The sequence below is a fragment of the Yersinia alsatica genome (genome assembly GCF_902170305.1).
GTDB classification, from domain to species: Bacteria; Pseudomonadota; Gammaproteobacteria; order Enterobacterales; family Enterobacteriaceae; genus Yersinia; species Yersinia alsatica.
Genome location: NZ_CABHWW010000009.1, coordinates 212,830 through 231,965 on the forward strand (window position 1 = coordinate 212,830; position 19,136 = coordinate 231,965).

Consider the following 19,136-nt stretch of genomic DNA (forward strand, 5'->3'; position numbering starts at 1 on the left):
AGATGAGCATTGACGAGTGATATTCGGCTGCTCAATGCTTAATTAATTATTTTCTATTATCATCATTATTAGACTAAGAATATGGTGGCGAGTCCCAGAAAGATGAAAAAGCCGCCAGTATCAGTGATTGCTGTGATCATGACACTGGAACCGATAGCCGGGTCTCGGCCTAGACGTGCCATTGTCATCGGGATAATGACCCCCATCAGCGCCGCCATTAGCAAATTAAGAATCATTGCCAATGTCATAACGCCCCCCATAGCAGGGTCGCCATAGAGCAGATAAGTGACCACGCCCATAATGCCGCCCCAAACCAAACCATTAATCAGCGCCACACCTAATTCTCTGAACATCAAGAATGTGATGTTACCTTGCTGGATATGATGCAAGGCCAAGGCACGCACAATCATGGTGATGGTCTGATTCCCGGTGTTACCGCCAATGCCGGCTACAATGGGCATTAAGGCGGCCAGAGCCACTAATTGCGAGATGGTATCCTCAAATAAACCAATAACCCTGGAGGCGACAAAAGCGGTACAAAGATTGATGGCCAGCCATGACCAACGGGTCCGCACGGCACGACCTACCGGGGAGAACACATCCTCTTCCGGGCTTAAGCCCCCCATCCGTCTTAAGGTGGTATCGCTCTCTTCATTGACCACGTCAACAATTTCTTCGATGGTCAAACGGCCCATCAGTTTGCCTTTGGCATCAATGACTGCCGCACTGATTAAGTCATAACGTTCAAAAGCCCCAGCGGCATCTTCTGCTTTCTGTTCCGGCTGGAATGTTATTGGGTTGCTCTCCATCACCTGAAATACTTTAGTATCCAGTGAGTTGAGGAGAATAGCCGTCAATGGAAGTTCGCCGAGTAAGGTATTTTTACGGTCAACGACGAAGATTTTATCTGTGGCATCGGGAATATTTTTTCGATAGCGTAAATAGCGGTGTACCGTTCCCAGCGAGACATCAGCACGAACTGTCACTAATTCGAAATCCATCATCTGACCGACGGTATCCCGGCCATACTGGATAACTTCCCGTACGCGAGCCCGCTGATCCGGATCCAATGAAGTGAGCAAACGGCCCATCAAGTTACGCGGCAAGTATTCAGCCAGATAAGCCTGTTCATCGACATGCAAGGTGCGCATGGCCTTTAACAGGTCTTTATCGCTCATCTCTTTGATCAGCGTGTCCCACACCGTCTCAGAGACTTCGACCAGCGTTTGACCGCGTTTTTCGTTTTTGACTAACCGCCACAATGCCAGACGTTCATCATTGGGCAAGGCTTCCAGCAAGTCGGCAAGGTCAGCTGCGTGCAAGTCATCAAGCAGACTCTTGATTTCAATTTTTTTTTCTAGCAGATCCTCATCACTGATGGTTTCCTTTTCACCCTGACGGCCAAGAATACCGTCAACTAAGGCTTTATCATTCAGTAATAGGGTAAGTATTCGGTTGCGTATTTCAGCCAGTTTTTTAGCGTTGTTTTTAGCTTTACTTTTTACCATGGCGGAAAGTGGCACAGGAGTTATTGGCACTGGCATAGTGTGTCCTTGATTCGAAATATACCCTTCATCTTTCAAGTCGCAGGTGTGTGGCTACAGTCAATGACTCGGCCCTTCTCTAAGTCTCACCTCGGCAAACCGCAAAATATGCTGAGTATTTGCGTTGGAGGTGGCTAAGGGCGCTGAACACGACTTTTATGGGCTGAGATCAGTCTCATGCGGGCCCGCAGGCTCGCCTTCTACAGTCTGCTCAAGCTGCTGTGATTGCCGACGCTCCTGATGGTGGGACATAGACGCAATCCCCGCATACAATAAACGGCCAAATAGAATGAGAAAACTCACCAGCAAGATGATTTTTGTTAGCTGTGTTGATGGCCTTCTTTTCATAATCTCCTTGCCCTTCGTCCTTGGTGCTGCAGCGGTGTTAGCTGCTCTCACTCACCCGAATCACTGACTGGAGTCAGCTCATCGGGATTTGTTCGCTTGCTGCCTTGCTGCAATCCCAATGACTTTGGGCAAGCCCTTCGTCTTTGGCGCAGTGGCGGTGTTGGCTGCTTTCACTTACTCGAATCACTGACTGGAGTCAGCTCATCGGGATTTGCTCGCTTGCTGCCTTGCTGCAACCTCAATGACTTTGGGCAAGCCCTTCGTCTTTGGCGCAGTGGCGGTGCTAGCTGCTTTCACTCACCCGAATCACTGACTGGAGTCAGCTTATCGGGATTTGTTCTCATTATGCTTTCGGCGCGTCGGCTTCAGTATCTTCCGCTGCTTCTTCTTCAATAATCAGTTTCCAGCCAACCACATCGTCCCAATATGCCTGCTCGCGCTCAAAATCCAGTTGCACCAGATTATTTTGCGCCAGATAACCGGCAGGGAAACGCAGTGTCCAGTGACCATCATCAGTTATCAGTCGCAGACTTTCTGGCGTAGTCGTCGATTGGCGCTGATTGTTCAGTAAAGTACTCAAACGTAATAGCTGAATTAACGGCAAATAGTACTTTTTCTTGAATAAATTCAGACGCGGCAACTCATCGAGCTTAATCCCTTTACGGTGCATTCTCACCAAGGTTGCCAGCAATAATTGCTGCTCTTGATTAAAGCCCGGCAAGTTAGTGTTTTGCAGAATATAAGCCGAATGACGGTGCATCCCGCTGTGATTAATGCTCAGGCCAACTTCATGCAGCATCGCCGCCCATCTTAACAATGCTTCCAACTGCGGTTGTACCAGCTTGGAGTTCTGCGCCAACCATTGAGTGTAAAGCTGCTCGGTGGTTTCCAACACTCGGCGTGCCTGTTCCCGGTCAATGTTATAGTGCTCGGCCAGACTTTTGGCTGTGCGCTGACGGATATCCTGGTGGCGGAAACGGCCTTCCATTTCATACAGAACGCCCTCACGCAGCGCACCATCGGATAAACGTAACTCTTTGACAGCTAAGGCATCGAATACACCACACAAGATAGCCAGCCCCGGCACAAATACCGACTGACGATCTTCTGATAACCCCGGCAGACTCAGTGCGGAGAAATGTTTGAATTGCAGCACTTGATCAACCAGCATCTCAAGGCGTTCTGGCGTGATCAAACCATCTTTCTCGCCCATCTCCACCAACACTTCATAGGTGGCCTTGATAGTGCCGGATGCGCCAAGCGCATATTGCCAACCTTGAATCCGATATTGCCACGCCAGATTTTCCAGCTTTTGGGCCGCAGCCAAGCGCGCGCGCTTGAAATTCACTTTACTGATTTCGCCATGCGGGAAGAACTGTTGAGCAAAGCTGACACAGCCCATGCGGCGGCTTTCTACCAGCAATGGCTCAAAATCCTCGCCAATAACCAACTCGGTTGAACCGCCACCGATATCAATCACCAGCTTGCGGCCTTTCTCCGGCTGAGTATGTTCGACGCCCATAAAAATCAGACGTGCCTCTTCCTGACCGGAAATGATTTCAATCGGGTAGGGAATCACTTCGGCTGCGCGCTTGAGGAAGGTTTCCGCGTTAGCGGCTTGTCGCAATGAATGAGTACCGACGATGCAGACGTTATCGGGTGAGAAACCCTGCAAACGCTCAGCAAACAGTGCCAGACAAGCCAGCCCCCGCTCAATAGCTTCTTCGCTGAGCATATTATTGCTATCCAGACCATCAGCCAGATGCACGCGCTGCTTCAGGCGCCCCAAAACCTGCAAAGCACCGTTGACGACGCGGGCAATTACCATATGGAAACTGTTTGAACCCAAGTCGATAGCTGCAATTTCTTGCGGTTTTGTGGTAGTCGAATTGTTGGTTAGCGGCATAGTTTTAGCCTTACTGCTCTGGTTGTTCCAGCGCTTTTAAATAATCATAGATGGCAATCTGTGCACGTACTTTGCGCCTGTTTCCACGCGGTACATAACGATTACTCAGTTCTTTATCAATATAACGGGCTTTTACCGTGTCGTTGAACAGCAGCTCTAAAATATCCAGCACCCGCTGTTTTAGTCTCGGGTCCAGCAATGAGACGGCGACCTCAATACGATAATCAATGTTACGTGTCATCCAGTCAGCGGAAGAGAGATACACCAGCTTGTCACCTTTATTCTCAAAGACGTAAACCCGGTCATGCTCGAGGAAGCGGTCTACAATACTGGTGACTTGTATATTATCGCTGATCCCCGGCATATTTGGGATTAACGAACACATCCCTCTGACTAAAAGGCGTATTTTCACCCCTGCACTGGAGGCGCTATATAACCTATCTACCAGACCTTTATCCACTAAATTATTTATCTTCAGGGTAATCCCGGCACTTTCACCGGCCTGAGCATGAATAATTTCCTGATCAATCAATTGATACAGCATTAAGCGTGAGTTCTGTGGTGACACCATCAGATTATCGAACTTGACCGGGCGGTAAGGATTCTCAATAAAGTTAAACACCCGACGCACTTCATTCGTAATACGCGCATCTGCGGTTAATAAAGAATAGTCGGTATAAAGACGCGCCGTTTTTTCGTTAAAGTTACCGGTGCCGATATGGGCATAGCGCACAATCTCTTCGCCCTCAAGACGGGAGATTAGGAATAACTTGGCGTGAATTTTCAAACCCGGAGCAGAGAAAATAACGTGTACGCCAGCAGCGGTCAGACTTTTCGCCCAATGAATATTGGCCTCTTCATCAAAGCGCGCTTGTAATTCCACCACCACCGTCACTTTCTTGCCATTATGGGCGGCATGGATCATCGATTCGATAATGCGCGAATCTTTTGCGACGCGATAAATATTGATTTTAATCGCCAATACGCTCGGATCGAATGATGCCTGGCGCAGTAATTCTAATACGTGCTCGAAGGTGTGATACGGATAATAGAGCAGCACATCTTGTTCCCGAATGGCATCAAAGCCATTGCGGAACTTATCAAACCAAATATGGCGCAGACGCGGCATGGGCCGATTAACCAGATTACTTTTGCCGACGTTCGGGAAGTTAATAAAGTCTTTAAAATTGTGATACCGACCACCGGCAATGACTGAGTCATCATTAGAAATACCCAGCTTGCCGCGCAGCAATTCCACCATCTCATCGGGCATATCACGTTGATAAACAAAGCGCACCGGTTCTGCCGTCAGGCGCTGTTTCAAGCTCGATGACATCAATTCCAGCAAGCTGGATTCCATTTCAGTGACCAAATCATATTCGGCATCACGGGTCATCTTCATGGAATAAGCATTCAGCGCATCATAATCAAAGAAGCCTTTGAATATCTCATCCAGGCAATATCTCAATATATTATCAAGTAATATCATTGGTTTGCGGCGACGAGGAGCTTCTGGTGGCAAATTAACGAAACGCGGAACTTTATCGGAAGGAATTTCTAGCAGTGCATAGGCGATTTCCTGACCACGGATAATCTCCACCGCCAGATAGGTATAATCGTCTTTAAGGAATTGCACCAAATTGGTGTCGTGGTTAATCAGAATCGGCGTGATGTGTTGGCGCAGATGCTGCTTAAAATATTGTTTTAGCCAGATTTGCTGATTTTCGGAAATTTGCCGCTCATTAATCAGGAAGATTTGATTACGCGCCATTTCCAGTAATAAATCATTATATAGCCCGTCAAATTCTTGATCAGCTTTCACCACTTTGCTTTGAATTTTCTTCAGCAAGTGACGGGAAGTTACGGCGGAGCCTTGCTCTTCACTAATCAGAATGCGCCGTTTTAGATCAGCAAAACGGACTTTATAGAACTCATCAAGATTATTGGAGTAAATACCAAGGAACCGCATCCGCTCAATGAGTGGATTGCTCTTATCCGCAGCTTCCTGCAATACCCGCTCATTAAAAGATAACCAACTGAGTTCTTTTTCGGTGTAGAGCTTTTCCTGACCCATTGCAACTCCAGTAAGATTATTGTGGGAGTATTTAGTGTCCACAATCATTATTGCGAAAGATTGACAAGAAAGTCCAACAGATATCATTAGTTAACTTTATTCGCCACCGTGGCAAACATCGTCAGGCCGCCATCAGCAACATTGTCATGCAAACGCCACAAAACTGACATAAGATACTCGGTCATCTTAGGGTATAGATGGGCGATTAGATTAATAACATAGACTGGATATAGCGTAAGGGCATGGGGCAATCGAAGATTATGCAGCAAGCGGGCGTAGTGAGACCATCAGGGAGAGATAAGCGCCGGGCTGTCATTGAACGTCTGGTGCGCATGATAGTAACAAGCAGCGGCTTGTTGGTTTTGCTGACCTTAATGCTGATTTTCGTTTATTTATTGTACGCCGTTCTGCCTCTGTTTAAGCCCGCCGCCATCAATTTATCCCCATCCTTTGCTGTAGATCGTAGCGCGCCCACCATTGCTCTGGGGATTGATGCCTCGGGGCAGATGGGGTATCGCCTGGATGCACAAGGCAAAGGCTATTTTATTCGCCTCGAAGCTCAGGGGGAATCTCCTGCCGGGAGCTTAATTAGTGCGCAACAGTTAGCGCCTGCGCCAGTGTCAATCAGCCGCGCGGTGGGTGGGCAGCCTTTGTATGGTGTTGGCCTGAGTAATGGCCGTTTTCTTCTGCTGCAACCCGATTTTTCCGCCACACCGCCAGTTTGGCAATTTCCGCTAGGTGAACAACCGCGCTTTATGGATTTGAAAGGCCAGCGTCTGAATCAATTGGCGGTGGCTGAGCCGCAACCACGGCAATTTGCCATCGCGGCGGTTACTGATGATGGCCGCTTGATGACCGGGACGTTTAGCGCGCAAGGCCAGCAAGTCAGCGAACAGATGGATGTGCCCAAGGCCATCAATCAACTGTTATTAACGCCAGACGGGCGTTTGCTTTATCTCCTCTCCGGTCAGCAACTGTATATCTATCAATTCGGCCCTGGGCTGACACTGCGTGAAGTCGTCCCTTTGCTTGATGACAAATCTCGCGCCACCGGGCCACTGAGCCTCTCTTTATTGGCGGGTGGGAAATCGCTACTGGTGCAATCCTCTGATGGGCAATTAACCCAATGGTTTGATGTGCCAAAAGAGCCAGACAATCAATACCATTTGACGCGTATTCGCAACTTTACCCCCCAAGGTAAGGGCTTACTAACGACTGAAAACGCACGTCGGGTATTTGCTTCAGTATCACCCCCAGGTGAATTGTCACTGTTCTCCAGTATTCAGTCAGCACCACTGCTGCAACATAAACTGGCGCAGGGAGTAACCCATGCAGCGTTCTCTCCTTGGGGGGATCACTTGCTGGTGGAGAATGCCGCCGGTTGGTCAGCTTATCCCATCGATAATCGCTACCCTGACATCAGCAGGCGCAGTCTATGGCAGCGGGTATGGTACGAAAATTATCCCGAACCGGCCTATGTCTGGCAGTCAAGCTCAGCAGAAGAGAGTTATCAAGCCAAATTCAGCCTGATACCGATTATCTTCGGTACCTTAAAAGCAGCAGGTTACGCCATGTTATTCGCCGTGCCACTGGCACTGGCAGGGGCAATTTATACGGCTTATTTCATGTCGGCGGGCTTGCGTCGCGTGGTTAAACCGGCCATTGAGATGATGGGCGCATTCCCGACGGTGGTTATCGGTTTGATTGCCGGTATTTGGCTGGCTCCGGTAATTGAACATTATCTGACTGGCATTCTATTGCTGCCGCCATTATTGGCGCTGACTATTTTATTGTGCGGTTGGGGCAGTGCCCGCTTGTCGGCAAAAACACAGCGACAGTGGCCTGCGGGCTGGGATGTGATGGTATTACTGCCCGTCATCCTGCTAACCGGGTGGTTGGCATTGTGGCTAGGGCCACTGTTGGCGGTATCGGTGCTGGGGATGCCATTGCATGAATGGTTGGGGGATAACTATGACCAGCGCAATGCTTTAGTGGTGGGTATCGCCATGGGATTTGCTCTGATTCCGGTGATTTTCTCGCTAGCCGAAGATGCTTTATTCAGTGTGCCATCGTCGCTAAGTCAGGGCTCGTTGGCGCTGGGGGCCACCCCTTGGCAGACCGTGATTCGTGTCGTGCTGCCTTCAGCTTACGCCGGTATTTTCTCTGCACTGATGATCGGTTTTGGCCGTGCCGTGGGCGAGACCATGATTGTACTGATGGCGACCGGGAACACACCTATCATTGATGGCAGTATTTTCCAGGGGTTACGGGCGATGGCCGCCAACATTGCTATTGAGATGCCGGAAGCAGTGATGGGGAGTGGGCATTATCGGGTGCTGTTCTTGACGGCATTGGTTCTGTTTTGTTTCACGTTCTTAGTCAATACGCTCGCCGAATCCATTCGCCTGCGGTTGCGTGAACGCTATCAGACGGAGCAGATTGCGTGATGACAGCCGCTGTAAAGTCCAGCTTTACCAAAAAATGGTTTGCATCGGGTTCGCCATGGATCTGGCTGACGGCTGGCGCTGTCAGTATCAGTCTGTTGGCCTTGCTCGGTGTAATCTTATTATTAGCCGGGCAAGGGATGCGCTATTTTTGGCCTAGCCCGGTTTACCTGTTTGAACTTAAGCAAACTGCTGCTGGCCCGGTGAGAGTCATTGGCGAGATTTATCAACAGCAGTCACTGTCACGTCAACAATTAGAGCAGGCTGGAGTGACTTTGCCGCCAGAGGCGGGTGACACAGTGACTCGCTATCTGATTAAAACCGGTAATCGCGAGGTGCAAGGGCAAGACTTTCACCGGTTACTAGACAGCGATATTCAGCAGCGCAGCCAACCTAAAGACTTGCTGGTATTGGATCGTCAGCACAATGGCACGGCTTATGGCTTCTTGGCCGGGATGCTGGATAACGGCCAGCCGTTGGTGGGCAATGACTTAGCCCAAGAGCTGCAAAAGCGAATTCCGGTGATACAGGCGCTGGTCCGGCAAGCCAAAGATATTCAATTCCGCCAGATGAACATGCTCAATCAACAATTTGAGGCATTGCGGCTTGAGAAAAAGCGCCTGCAAATGACTGGCGACTTTGACAGCAAATCACAGGACCGTTTTGATGCCGAGTGGGGGGAGTTGCAGCGCAGCCATCAGGTAATGATGACGAAATTGCGTGGCCTACAAACCGACCAAAACCGCTACACTCTGCTGTTACGGGATATGAATGGGCAAGTGCATCCACTTTCACTCAGCCAGATCAACCTCGCTTGGTATCCCAATGATATGAGTTTCGGGCAGAAACTACGTCATTGGGCAGCGCAAACCCATAAGTTTCTGACTGATAATCCACGTAATGCCAATACGGAGGGCGGCGTATTCCCCGCCATTTTCGGCACGGTATTAATGGTGATATTGATGTCTATCGTGGTCATGCCGTTGGGGGTGATTGCCGCAGTATATTTACATGAATATGCGGGCAAAAACTGGCTGACTCGCATGATTCGTATTTCCGTGGTGAATCTGGCTGGTGTGCCCTCCATTGTTTATGGGGTATTTGGCCTCGGCTTTTTCGTCTATTTTATCGGCGGCTCGCTGGATAAACTGTTTTATCCTGAAGCGCTACCTAACCCGACATTCGGCACGCCGGGCGTGCTATGGGCGGCATTAACGCTGGCTTTATTGACATTGCCAGTGGTGATTGTGGCGACAGAAGAAGGGCTATCCCGAATTCCGGCCAGTTTGCGCCAAGGATCGCAGGCTTTAGGGGCCAGCAAAGCCGAAACCTTGTGGCATATTGTGTTGCCGATGGCCGCTCCAGCTATGATTACCGGGCTGATTCTGGCGGTAGCGCGCGCCGCAGGAGAAACTGCACCGCTGATGCTGGTTGGGGTGGTAAAATCGGCACCGTTATTGCCGGTCGACGGGGTGTTTCCATTCCTGCATTTAGAACGCAAATTTATGCATTTAAGCTTCCAGATTTACGATATGGCTTTCCAAAGCCCCAATGTGGAAGCTGCACGGCCATTGGTGTTTGCCACCGCGCTACTGCTGGTTATCATTGTGGTTGGACTTAATTTAGCGGCGATCGGTATTCGTCATCATCTACGTGAAAAATACCGAGGTTTGATGCTGTGACTGAACTTTTTAACCCGCAGGACGAAATATGGGACTTTTGACGCCGGATTCACTGCCGCTGCTTGATGTACAGCAATTGACTCACGAGCAAACTGCACTGGCGGTAGAAAAGCTCAATTTATTCTATGGTGACAAACAGGTACTGCATGATATTTCATTTAATGTGCCGAAACATCGTGTTACTGCACTGATTGGCCCTTCCGGTTGTGGCAAGTCGACATTATTGCGCTGCTTTAATCGAATGAACGATTTATTGGATAACTGCCATCTTGAGGGTGAAATTCGTCTTGGTGGCGAAGTTATCACGGATAAAACTACCGATGTTGCCGCATTGCGCCGGCGAGTGGGCATGGTATTCCAGCGGCCTAATCCATTCCCCAAATCAATCTATGAGAATGTGGTATATGGCCTGCGTTTGCAGGGCATCCGTGACCGGCGAGTGCTGGATGATGCTGTCGAGCGCTCCTTGCGGGCCGGGGCTTTGTGGCATGAAGTCAAAGACCGGCTGCGTGAAAATGCATTTCGCCTCTCTAGTGGTCAGCAGCAGCGCTTAGTGATAGCCCGAGCCATAGCCATTGAGCCAGAAGTGCTGTTATTGGATGAACCAACCTCGGCACTGGACCCTATTTCAACTCTAACCATAGAAGAGCTGATAACCACATTAAAGCAGCAATACACCGTGGTCTTGGTGACTCATAACATGCAGCAAGCGGCGCGTGTTTCAGACTATACCGCCTTTATCCATCAAGGGGGGCTAGTGGAATATAACGATACCGATGCCTTGTTTACTTCGCCACATCAGCGGCGGACTGAGGATTATATTACCGGGCGTTACGGCTAATACCCTGCATCTTTCAAGCCGCAGGTGTGTTGGCTGCTTTCGCTTACCCGAATCACTGACTTATGTCAGCTCATCGGGATTCACTCTTTTGCCGCCTTCCTGCAACTCGAAATCTATTGGGTATGTGTAGCTGCCATCTTTCAAGCCGCAGGTGTGTTGGCTGCTTTCGTTTACCCGAATCACTGACTTATGTCAGCTCATCGGGATTCACTCTGTTGTGTGATATAGCAGGCCAGTAAAATACTTTTCTAAGGTTTTCACTTTATTTATCTAACGCGATTTAAGTTTACACTTTCATGTGCCGCCCGTTATATGGGTGACTATTGAATGGAAGTGTTAAGTGAAAGAATTACTGATAACTCAGCCTGATTTTATGGAATCATTTCGCTGTGCGAGTACAGCATGTCGAGAGCATTGCTGCAAAAACCAGCATGTCATACTTGATAGAAACCGTTATCAGAAATATATCAAAAGCCCCTTTTCCGATATTAAACGCATCGCTGTTACCGAAATTTCTGTCACACAGACTAGCTTGGCGGCTTGGGCCAATATAACCCCTGATCGTCAGGGGAATTGCCCTTTCCTCGACGAGCAACAGCTATGCCAGATTTATAAACATATCGGTGCGAATGCATTGAGTAATAACTGTGCTTCTTACCCTCAGGTTGATCATGTTTATAAGAATCAAAAAATCAAAAGCATGTCACTTTCCTGCCCAGAAGTGACTCGACAGGTATTATTTTCGCCTAATGCATTAACACTGCGTTTTTCTACCATCAACCAATATGACTATTATAAAGCGCCCGATATCGTGACTGAGGAGCGGTTGGTCAATCGAGCTTGCGCTGCGATTACTGCTGCCTGCTCGCACGAGTCTATTGAAGAAAACCTGTGGGCAATAAGTCATTTTTTGCAGACTCATCAAATCAGTCATGATGCGAGCAAAAATAAAATGGTCGAAATAGATCATCTGCGAGCAGAATTAATCGCGACGGTTGAGTCGGGGAAAGCGGCTTTGGCATTTATGGAGGTAGATTTTGACCCGCTAATTCGTCATGAACTCGTGGGTTATTTGCGCGATTTTATAACACAATTACCTGATGTTCGTGGGAAGAAGGTGCTTGCAACCTATATTTATACCTTGCTGGATACCCTTACCAATAAACTAACTGACCATAATCTAAAATATCTATGCCAACAACAAATATGGTCTTCGGCTATAGATCATAATTTAGTCTTTCGTCATTACTTTCTCTACCGCATTCATCATGATCAATTGGCAATGGGTAGCATGTCGGCAACAACGATGTTTAATCTGCAACTTATTGATTATTTTTATTTAAAACTATTGATAAGCGCTCATATCGCTAAAAATGGTCAGCTTATTGAAGATGATGTGATTGATATTGTTTATTCCTATCATGCTTGCCGCGAGTCAACAGATAGGGCAAACCAACAACTTATACAGCAACTAACTGCCTTGGCGATGAGAGAGGATTTCTCGATATTATCTTTATTGATATAATAGAGAATGCGGGCTGAAAAATTTAATTTAACCGAGTAGTTAAGTTAACTCGGCAATGTGTCGTTTGTTATCTGTAAATTAGTCGTGATAATAGGACTCTATCTCGTGAAAAAATTACAGATTATTCAGCCCGACTTTGTTAAAAAATTCAGTTGCGTCGGATCAGCTTGTCGTGACCATTGCTGCAACGGCTGGAATATCAGCATAGATAAAAATACCTATCGAAAATATAAAAATAGCCAAAATCAAACGATCAGAAATATAGCAATCAAGAATATTTCAGTTACGCGTACTAACACCGCTGATTGGGCTAAAATACGTCTCAAGGACGATGGTAACTGCCCCTATCTTGATAAAACAAGATTATGTGAGGTGCATAAGCGACTGGGTGGCGAAGCATTGAGCCAAACTTGTGCAACTTATCCGCGTAGTCACCATCAGTACCAATCTGAAAAATTCGATACACTGACGTTGTCCTGCCCGGAAGTGACCCGGCTTGTTTTGTTTAATCCTAATGCCTTTAGCTTGCATCATGAGGCAGTAAACCAGAAACATTATTTCAATGAGAGAGTAATTAATTCTGAAGGGCAGATGATTAACTATTGTTGCAATCAACTGATACTTACACCTAACGAAAACATCGAAGAAAATATTTATGCTATTAATATTTTCATCCATTGTTGTCAGGATATCGATAAAAGCCTGGAAGATAAAATACCAACAATATCGGCATTGTATGAGTCTGTTCTTGACAAGTTAATTTCTGGCGAAATACACAATGAAATGACCCGCATTCCTTTTAATGCCAATGCACGATGGCATTTCTTGATGATATTTCAACGGCGTACAGTTAAAGCCTTGCAAAATCGGGGGCAGAAAACCCTGTTTAATTATATGGCATTTCTGATTCATCATTTAATGAATGAGGTTGATGTTAATCAGTTGGAAGAGCGGATGAAGCAGTTGAGTTCTGCCTGGAGTGATAAAGTTATGCCTTTATTTAATCAACACCCACATATTTTGCGTAATTTATTCCAATATAATTTCTACCATAATCAGTTTGCACTGAACGATACGGATAATCTAGTCGGGGATTTTTACAAATACACCATTGATTTCTTTATTATTAAATCGGTTATCAGCGCCTTTGTTATATATAATGATTCATTGAGTGAAGACGATATTATTAACATTGTATACGCATACAATATTTTCAGTATCCACAGTGCTGGTGCGAAAAAACTTTTGTTATCAAATATAGACGCAGTTAATGTAAATGATAATATTACATTACTGAATTTGTTAAATTAACTCAATTTATAGACATTGGGGCCATATGGCCCCAATTGACTAAGCACTCTTTATCGATGGCGTTTTATATTTAGCCAAATATTGTGGCTGGAAAATGCACATACGAATTGCAGTACGGTATTCACCATTGATAAAGAACTCTTGTTTTAGCTCACCTTCCAATTCAAAGCCTAATTTGCTGTAGATATGGATCGCTTTTTTATTCTCTTTATCGACGATCAAATAGAGTTTATACAAATTCAGTACGGAAAAACCGTACTCCATCGCGAGTCTTGCGGCTGAGCCAGCATAACCTTTACCTTGATGGGCAGGGTCGATAATAATCTGAAACTCGGCGCGGCGGTGAATATGGTTAATTTCGACCAGTTCGACCAAACCCACTTTGACTCCCAGACCTTCAATAATAAAGCGGCGCTCGCTCTGATCATGAATATGCTTATCATAGAGATCAGATAGCTCGACAAAGGCCTCGTAAGGTTCTTCAAACCAGTAGCGCATCACACTGGCATTATTATCTAACTGATGGACAAACGGCAGATCATCCCGCTCCAGTGGGCGTAACCGGACGCTGCTATTGGTAGACATACTTATTCCTTATAGGGCGACAGCGGCTGCTGCCTTGATAATTATAACCTTATACCCTTCGTACTTGAAGTTACAGGTGTGTTAGCCGCACATCACTCACTTATGTAAACTCATCGGGATTCTTTCCCTCACCGCCTTCCTGTAATTCCAATGACGTTGGGGATGACAAAAGAATAAGTAAAAAGGCGCTCACCGTGGAAGGGGAGCGCCTTTAGCTAATCTATTTTAGTCGAATTATTCTGCCGCATACCCTTGTGTGGGTAAGCGCTTGCCATCAAGCCAAGCTGCATTATCTTGCATCACTAAGCGGCCATCAGTAAACCAACTGACGACGAGCGGATAAATGCTGTGTTCCTGAGCTTGCACTCTTTCAACGACATCCTCTTCGGTGTCTTCACTGAAAACCGGGACTTTGGCTTGCAGAATAACCGGGCCGCCATCCAGCTCTTCAGTAACAAAATGCACTGAAGTACCATGCTCTTGATCACCGTTTTCCAATGCTTGCCGATGAGTGTGCAAACCGGGATACTTCGGCAATAGGGAAGGGTGAATATTCAGCATCCGTCCAGCATAATGCTGAACAAATTCAGGGCTGAGAATCCGCATATAACCCGCCAGCACCAGTAAATCCGGCTGATATTGGTCAATAGCTTGCGCTAATGCCAAATCAAAACTGGCGCGGTCAGAGAATGCTTGAGCATCCAGCGCGTGAGCTGGAATCGCGGCTTGCGTCGCGCGTTCCAAACCATAAGCCTGCGGATTATTACTGAATACCGCACAAATGGTTGCTGAAATGCGCCCTTGCTGCTGGGCATCTATCAGGGCTTGCAGATTGCTTCCTTGGCCGGAGACCAAAACCACTATTTTTTTCATATACCCTTCGTACTTGAAGCGGCAGGGTTGTTAGCTACGCTTACTCACCCGAATCACTTACCTGAGTAAGCTCATCGGGATTCATTCGCTTGCTGCCTACCTGTCGCTCCAATTACTTTGGGTATCCCTGAGTTTGAAGCGGCAGGGTTGTTAGCTACGCTTACTCACCCGAATCACTTACCTGAGTAAGCTCATCGGGATTCATTCGCTTGCTGCCTACCTGTCGCTCCAATTACTTTGGGTATCCCTGAGTTTGAAGCGGCAGGGTTGTTAGCTACGCTTACTCACCCGAATCACTTACCTGAGTAAGCTCATCGGGATTCATTCGCTTGCTGCCTACCTGTCGCTCCAATTACTTTGGGTATCCCTAGATTTGAAGCGGCAGGGTTGTTAGCTACGTTCATTCACCCGAATCACATGCCTGAGTAAGCTCATCGGGATTTATTCGCGATGCGAAAATCTTAAATGGCTGAATGATTAATCGCTGATGTTACGGGTTAATCACCACTTGCTCTGCACCTTCGTCGGCGGCGGCAATCACACCGATTTTCCAGGCTTTTTCACCGGATGCGGTCAGTAACTCAACTGCTTTATCGGCCAAATCAGCGGGAAGGGCGACCACCATGCCAACGCCGCAGTTAAATGTGCGGTACATTTCGTGGCGGCTGACATTACCGGCTTGCTGCAACCAGCTAAATACCGCAGGCCACTGCCAGCTAGCTTCATCGATAACGGCTTGAGTACCTTGTGGCAATACCCGCGGGATATTTTCCCAGAAGCCGCCACCGGTCAAGTGAGCAATGGCATGAATATCAAGTTGCTCAATCAGGCTAAGAATAGATTTTACGTAGATCTTGGTCGGTTCCAGCAGATGGTCGGCCAGAGATTTACCTTCCAACTGAGTCTGCTCTGGATGGGTATTGCTGACTTCCAGAATTTTACGCACCAGCGAATAACCATTGGAGTGCGGGCCGCTGGCACCTAAAGCCACCAGAGCATCGCCGGGGGCAACTTTGCTGCCATCAATGATTTCGGATTTTTCGACTACGCCGACACAGAAGCCCGCAACATCATAATCTTCACCGTGGTACATCCCTGGCATTTCGGCTGTTTCGCCGCCCACCAGTGCACAACCTGACTGTTTGCATCCTTCGGCAATACCGGTAATGACACTGGCGGCGGTGTCTACATCCAGTTTACCGGTAGCAAAATAGTCCAGGAAGAACAGCGGTTCAGCACCTTGAACTACCAAGTCATTAACACACATAGCGACTAAATCGATACCGATGGTATCGTGACGTTTCAGGTCCATTGCCAGACGCAGCTTGGTGCCCACGCCATCGGTGCCTGAAACTAAAATAGGTTCACGGTATTTTTGTGGCAGAGCACACAGGGCACCGAACCCGCCCAATCCACCCATTACTTCTGGGCGACGGGTCTGTTTAACCACACCTTTTATGCGATCAACAAGGTCATTGCCGGCATCAATATCTACACCTGCGTCTTTATAGCTGAGAGAGGTTTTGTTGGTCACTGCGAGGTCCCCACGGCGGTTGGCTGTTTGAGCTTTTACCCTTCTTACTTGGAGCCGCAGGGTTGTTGCTGCACACACTCACCCTAATCACTTACTGATGTAAGCTCATTAGGATTCGCGTGCTAGCTGCCTACCTGCAACTTCAATTACTTCGGGTATAGGAAGAAAACGCGACAATTCTAACAGCGCAGGCAAACGTTTGCGAGTAGCTTGTGATATCACCCTGATTTTTAGCTTTCTTGACTTAATAATGATTTTCTATTGATCTGAATCAGGCTATTCATTGTGGCGTTCAAAAAAAAAGGCGGTATAATCTCGCGATTTTTTTGGCCGCCAGTCGCCTAACCAGGAGAAAAATAATGAAGATCGTTGAGGTGAAACACCCACTAGTAAAACATAAACTTGGTTTGATGCGTGAGAATGACATCAGTACGAAGCGTTTTCGCGAGTTGGCGTCTGAAGTAGGAAGTTTGCTGACTTACGTGGCAACCGCCGATTTGGAAACTGAAAAAGTGACCATCGAAGGTTGGAACGGTCCGGTTGAGATTGAACAGATTAAAGGTAAGAAAATTACTGTGGTGCCAATCCTGCGTGCCGGTTTGGGCATGATGGAAGGGGTGCTGGAAAATGTACCAAGTGCGCGTATCAGTGTGGTCGGTGTCTATCGTGATGAAGAGACCTTGAAGCCAGTGCCTTACTTCCAGAAACTGGTGTCAAATATCAATGAGCGGATGGCATTAGTTGTTGACCCAATGTTGGCCACCGGTGGCTCAATGATTGCCACCATCGACTTGCTGAAGAAAGCGGGCTGCCAGAGTATTAAAGTATTGGTATTGGTTGCGGCACCTGAAGGCATCAAGGCTCTCGAAGAGGCGCATCCTGATGTTGAGTTATATACCGCTTCCATCGATCAAGGTTTGAATGAACACGGCTATATCATCCCAGGGTTGGGTGATGCCGGTGATAAGATTTTCGGAACAAAATAAACGATGATAGCCGACTTGATAGTCGGCTTTTTTTTGAATGATTTTCAGCGCAAACTTTTTTAAAGCAACCAACATCATATAACCATCTAATTCTAATTGAGAGGATAGAGATAATGAGCCGTCGCACCATTGGCGTCAGCGAGCGCCCACCGCTGCTCCAGACGATCCCCCTGAGTTTTCAACATTTGTTCGCCATGTTCGGTGCCACAGTTTTAGTTCCTATTCTATTTAAAATCAATCCAGCGACGGTGCTGCTATTTAACGGTATCGGAACCTTGCTTTACCTGTTTATCTGTAAGGGAAAAATCCCTGCTTATCTCGGTTCCAGCTTTGCCTTTATCTCACCGGTATTGCTGTTACTTCCGCTGGGATACGAAGTGGCATTGGGTGGTTTTATCATGTGCGGCGTGCTGTTCTGTCTGGTGGCGCTGATTGTGAAAAAGGCCGGCACCGGTTGGTTAAATGTTCTCTTCCCGCCCGCGGCGATGGGCGCGATTGTGGCTGTTATCGGCCTTGAGCTTGCGGGTGTTGCGGCGGGTATGGCGGGATTGCTGCCTGCTGAAGGCGTGACGGTCGATTCAAATACCATCATTATTTCAATGGTGACGCTGGGCGTGACCATTCTGGGATCGGTGCTGTTCCGTGGTTTCTTTGCCATTATCCCTATTCTGATTGGTGTGCTGGTTGGTTATGCTTTGTCATTCGTGATGGGGGTGGTGGATTTAACCCCAATTCGTGATGCTCACTGGTTTGCGTTACCAACGTTCTATACACCTCGTTTTGAGTGGTTTGCTATTCTGACTATCTTGCCAGCGGCGCTGGTGGTGATTGCCGAGCATATCGGGCATTTGGTGGTAACCGCGAATATTGTCAAAAAGGATTTAATTCGTGACCCAGGCTTACATCGCTCTATGTTTGCCAATGGTATTTCGACGGTTATCTCCGGCTTCTTTGGTTCCACACCGAATACCACTTATGGTGAGAATATCGGCGTTATGGCGATTACCCGTGTTTACAGTACGTGGGTGATTGGCGGCGCGGCGATTCTGGCTATTATGCTGTCGTGTATTGGTAAGCTTGCTGCTGCGATTCAGGCGGTGCCCGTCCCGGTCATGGGCGGTGTTTCACTGCTGCTGTACGGCGTCATTGCCGCTTCAGGTATCCGCGTATTGATTGAGTCAAAAGTTGACTACAACAAAGCACAAAACCTGATCTTAACCTCCGTTATTCTGATCATCGGGGTGAGTGGCGCGAAAGTAAACATTGGCGCGACTGAACTGAAAGGTATGGCGCTGGCAACGGTTGTGGGTATTGGCTTGAGCTTATTGTTCAAAGTGATCAGCTTGATCCGCACTGAAGAAGAGATTATTGACGCACCGGATGAAGAGTCCGCGCTGAAATAAACAGCGATCTGGCCGAGCGCTTATTGTCAGTTCGGCCAGATTTTCGCCTAAGATCAGGTTTTTATGCTGTTGTAATTTTT

Annotated in this window: 14 protein-coding genes; 7 read left to right on the forward strand and 7 right to left on the reverse strand. The window is 47.5% G+C overall.

All coding sequences use genetic code 11. The features are described from left to right. Window positions 1-68: 68 nt before the first annotated feature. From mgtE to ppk1, 4 genes are all read right to left on the reverse strand, one after another. A complete protein-coding gene (mgtE, locus tag FTA96_RS05695; protein WP_050111263.1) occupies window positions 69-1,544 on the reverse strand; it encodes a magnesium transporter in 1,476 nt (491 codons plus the stop codon). A gap of 156 nt (window positions 1,545-1,700) precedes the next feature. Continuing rightward, complete coding sequence (locus FTA96_RS05700) at window positions 1,701-1,892, reverse strand: YfgG family protein (protein WP_050111262.1); 192 nt, start codon at window positions 1,890-1,892, stop codon at window positions 1,701-1,703. A 343-nt stretch (window positions 1,893-2,235) separates the two neighbouring features. Further along, entirely contained in the window at window positions 2,236-3,798 is a 1,563-nt protein-coding gene (gene ppx / locus FTA96_RS05705) for an exopolyphosphatase (protein WP_050111118.1), read from the reverse strand. Between the two features lie 10 nt (window positions 3,799-3,808). Further along, on the reverse strand, window positions 3,809-5,872 hold the full coding sequence (ppk1, locus tag FTA96_RS05710) for a polyphosphate kinase 1 (protein ID WP_050111116.1): 2,064 nt from the start codon (window positions 5,870-5,872) through the stop codon (window positions 3,809-3,811). 260 nt (window positions 5,873-6,132) lie between these two features. On the opposite strand from ppk1, the gene FTA96_RS05715 reads away from it, so the two are divergent. The 5 genes from FTA96_RS05715 (at window position 6,133) to fliB (FTA96_RS05735) (ending at window position 13,675) form a co-directional block, all read left to right on the forward strand. Next, window positions 6,133-8,319 (forward strand): ABC transporter permease subunit, encoded by a 2,187-nt coding sequence (locus tag FTA96_RS05715; RefSeq protein WP_186372856.1) that lies wholly within the window; start codon window positions 6,133-6,135, stop codon window positions 8,317-8,319. Beyond that, window positions 8,319-9,998 (forward strand): phosphate ABC transporter permease PstA, encoded by a 1,680-nt coding sequence (pstA, locus tag FTA96_RS05720; protein WP_050122915.1) that lies wholly within the window; start codon window positions 8,319-8,321, stop codon window positions 9,996-9,998. The genes FTA96_RS05715 and pstA overlap by 1 nt, the downstream gene beginning before the upstream one ends. 28 nt (window positions 9,999-10,026) lie before the next feature. Then, window positions 10,027-10,839: a phosphate ABC transporter ATP-binding protein PstB gene (pstB, locus tag FTA96_RS05725; protein ID WP_145573330.1), complete on the forward strand. Its 813-nt coding sequence runs from the start codon at window positions 10,027-10,029 to the stop codon at window positions 10,837-10,839. A 340-nt stretch (window positions 10,840-11,179) separates the two neighbouring features. Then, window positions 11,180-12,364: a flagellin lysine-N-methylase gene (gene fliB, locus FTA96_RS05730; protein WP_145573332.1), complete on the forward strand. Its 1,185-nt coding sequence runs from the start codon at window positions 11,180-11,182 to the stop codon at window positions 12,362-12,364. Between the two features lie 105 nt (window positions 12,365-12,469). Then, window positions 12,470-13,675, forward strand: coding sequence for a flagellin lysine-N-methylase (gene fliB, locus FTA96_RS05735; RefSeq protein WP_050122913.1), 1,206 nt, complete (start codon window positions 12,470-12,472; stop codon window positions 13,673-13,675). Between the two features lie 39 nt (window positions 13,676-13,714). Here fliB (FTA96_RS05735) and speG read toward each other — a convergent pair whose 3' ends face one another. The 3 genes from speG to purM form a co-directional block, all read right to left on the reverse strand. After that, on the reverse strand, window positions 13,715-14,260 hold the full coding sequence (gene speG / locus FTA96_RS05740) for a spermidine N1-acetyltransferase (protein ID WP_050111104.1): 546 nt from the start codon (window positions 14,258-14,260) through the stop codon (window positions 13,715-13,717). A gap of 234 nt (window positions 14,261-14,494) precedes the next feature. After that, window positions 14,495-15,133 carry a phosphoribosylglycinamide formyltransferase gene (purN, locus tag FTA96_RS05745; RefSeq protein WP_050111101.1) on the reverse strand — a complete coding sequence of 213 codons (639 nt, stop codon included), beginning with the start codon at window positions 15,131-15,133 and terminating at the stop codon, window positions 14,495-14,497. 490 nt (window positions 15,134-15,623) lie between these two features. Then, a complete protein-coding gene (gene purM / locus FTA96_RS05750; RefSeq protein WP_050111099.1) occupies window positions 15,624-16,667 on the reverse strand; it encodes a phosphoribosylformylglycinamidine cyclo-ligase in 1,044 nt (347 codons plus the stop codon). A 359-nt stretch (window positions 16,668-17,026) separates the two neighbouring features. Between purM and upp the strand changes: the two genes are divergently transcribed. Together upp and uraA are read left to right on the forward strand one after the other, a co-directional pair. Further along, window positions 17,027-17,653, forward strand: a complete 627-nt coding sequence (gene upp, locus FTA96_RS05755) for a uracil phosphoribosyltransferase (RefSeq protein WP_050122911.1) — start codon at window positions 17,027-17,029, stop codon at window positions 17,651-17,653. A 113-nt stretch (window positions 17,654-17,766) separates the two neighbouring features. After that, window positions 17,767-19,056 (forward strand): uracil permease, encoded by a 1,290-nt coding sequence (gene uraA / locus FTA96_RS05760; RefSeq protein ID WP_050111095.1) that lies wholly within the window; start codon window positions 17,767-17,769, stop codon window positions 19,054-19,056. Window positions 19,057-19,136: the final 80 nt, after the last annotated feature.

Coding starts and splice junctions, on each gene's coding strand:
- pstB (WP_145573330.1), top strand. CDS start 10,027: ATGGGACTTTTGACGCCGGATTCACTGCCGCTGCTTGATGTACAGCAA.
- upp (WP_050122911.1), top strand. CDS start 17,027: ATGAAGATCGTTGAGGTGAAACACCCACTAGTAAAACATAAACTTGGT.
- ppk1 (WP_050111116.1), bottom strand. CDS start 5,872: ATGGGTCAGGAAAAGCTCTACACCGAAAAAGAACTCAGTTGGTTATCT.
- ppx (WP_050111118.1), bottom strand. CDS start 3,798: ATGCCGCTAACCAACAATTCGACTACCACAAAACCGCAAGAAATTGCA.
- mgtE (WP_050111263.1), bottom strand. CDS start 1,544: ATGCCAGTGCCAATAACTCCTGTGCCACTTTCCGCCATGGTAAAAAGT.
- purN (WP_050111101.1), bottom strand. CDS start 15,133: ATGAAAAAAATAGTGGTTTTGGTCTCCGGCCAAGGAAGCAATCTGCAA.
- FTA96_RS05700 (WP_050111262.1), bottom strand. CDS start 1,892: ATGAAAAGAAGGCCATCAACACAGCTAACAAAAATCATCTTGCTGGTG.
- speG (WP_050111104.1), bottom strand. CDS start 14,260: ATGTCTACCAATAGCAGCGTCCGGTTACGCCCACTGGAGCGGGATGAT.
- uraA (WP_050111095.1), top strand. CDS start 17,767: ATGAGCCGTCGCACCATTGGCGTCAGCGAGCGCCCACCGCTGCTCCAG.
- FTA96_RS05715 (WP_186372856.1), top strand. CDS start 6,133: ATGCAGCAAGCGGGCGTAGTGAGACCATCAGGGAGAGATAAGCGCCGG.
- pstA (WP_050122915.1), top strand. CDS start 8,319: ATGACAGCCGCTGTAAAGTCCAGCTTTACCAAAAAATGGTTTGCATCG.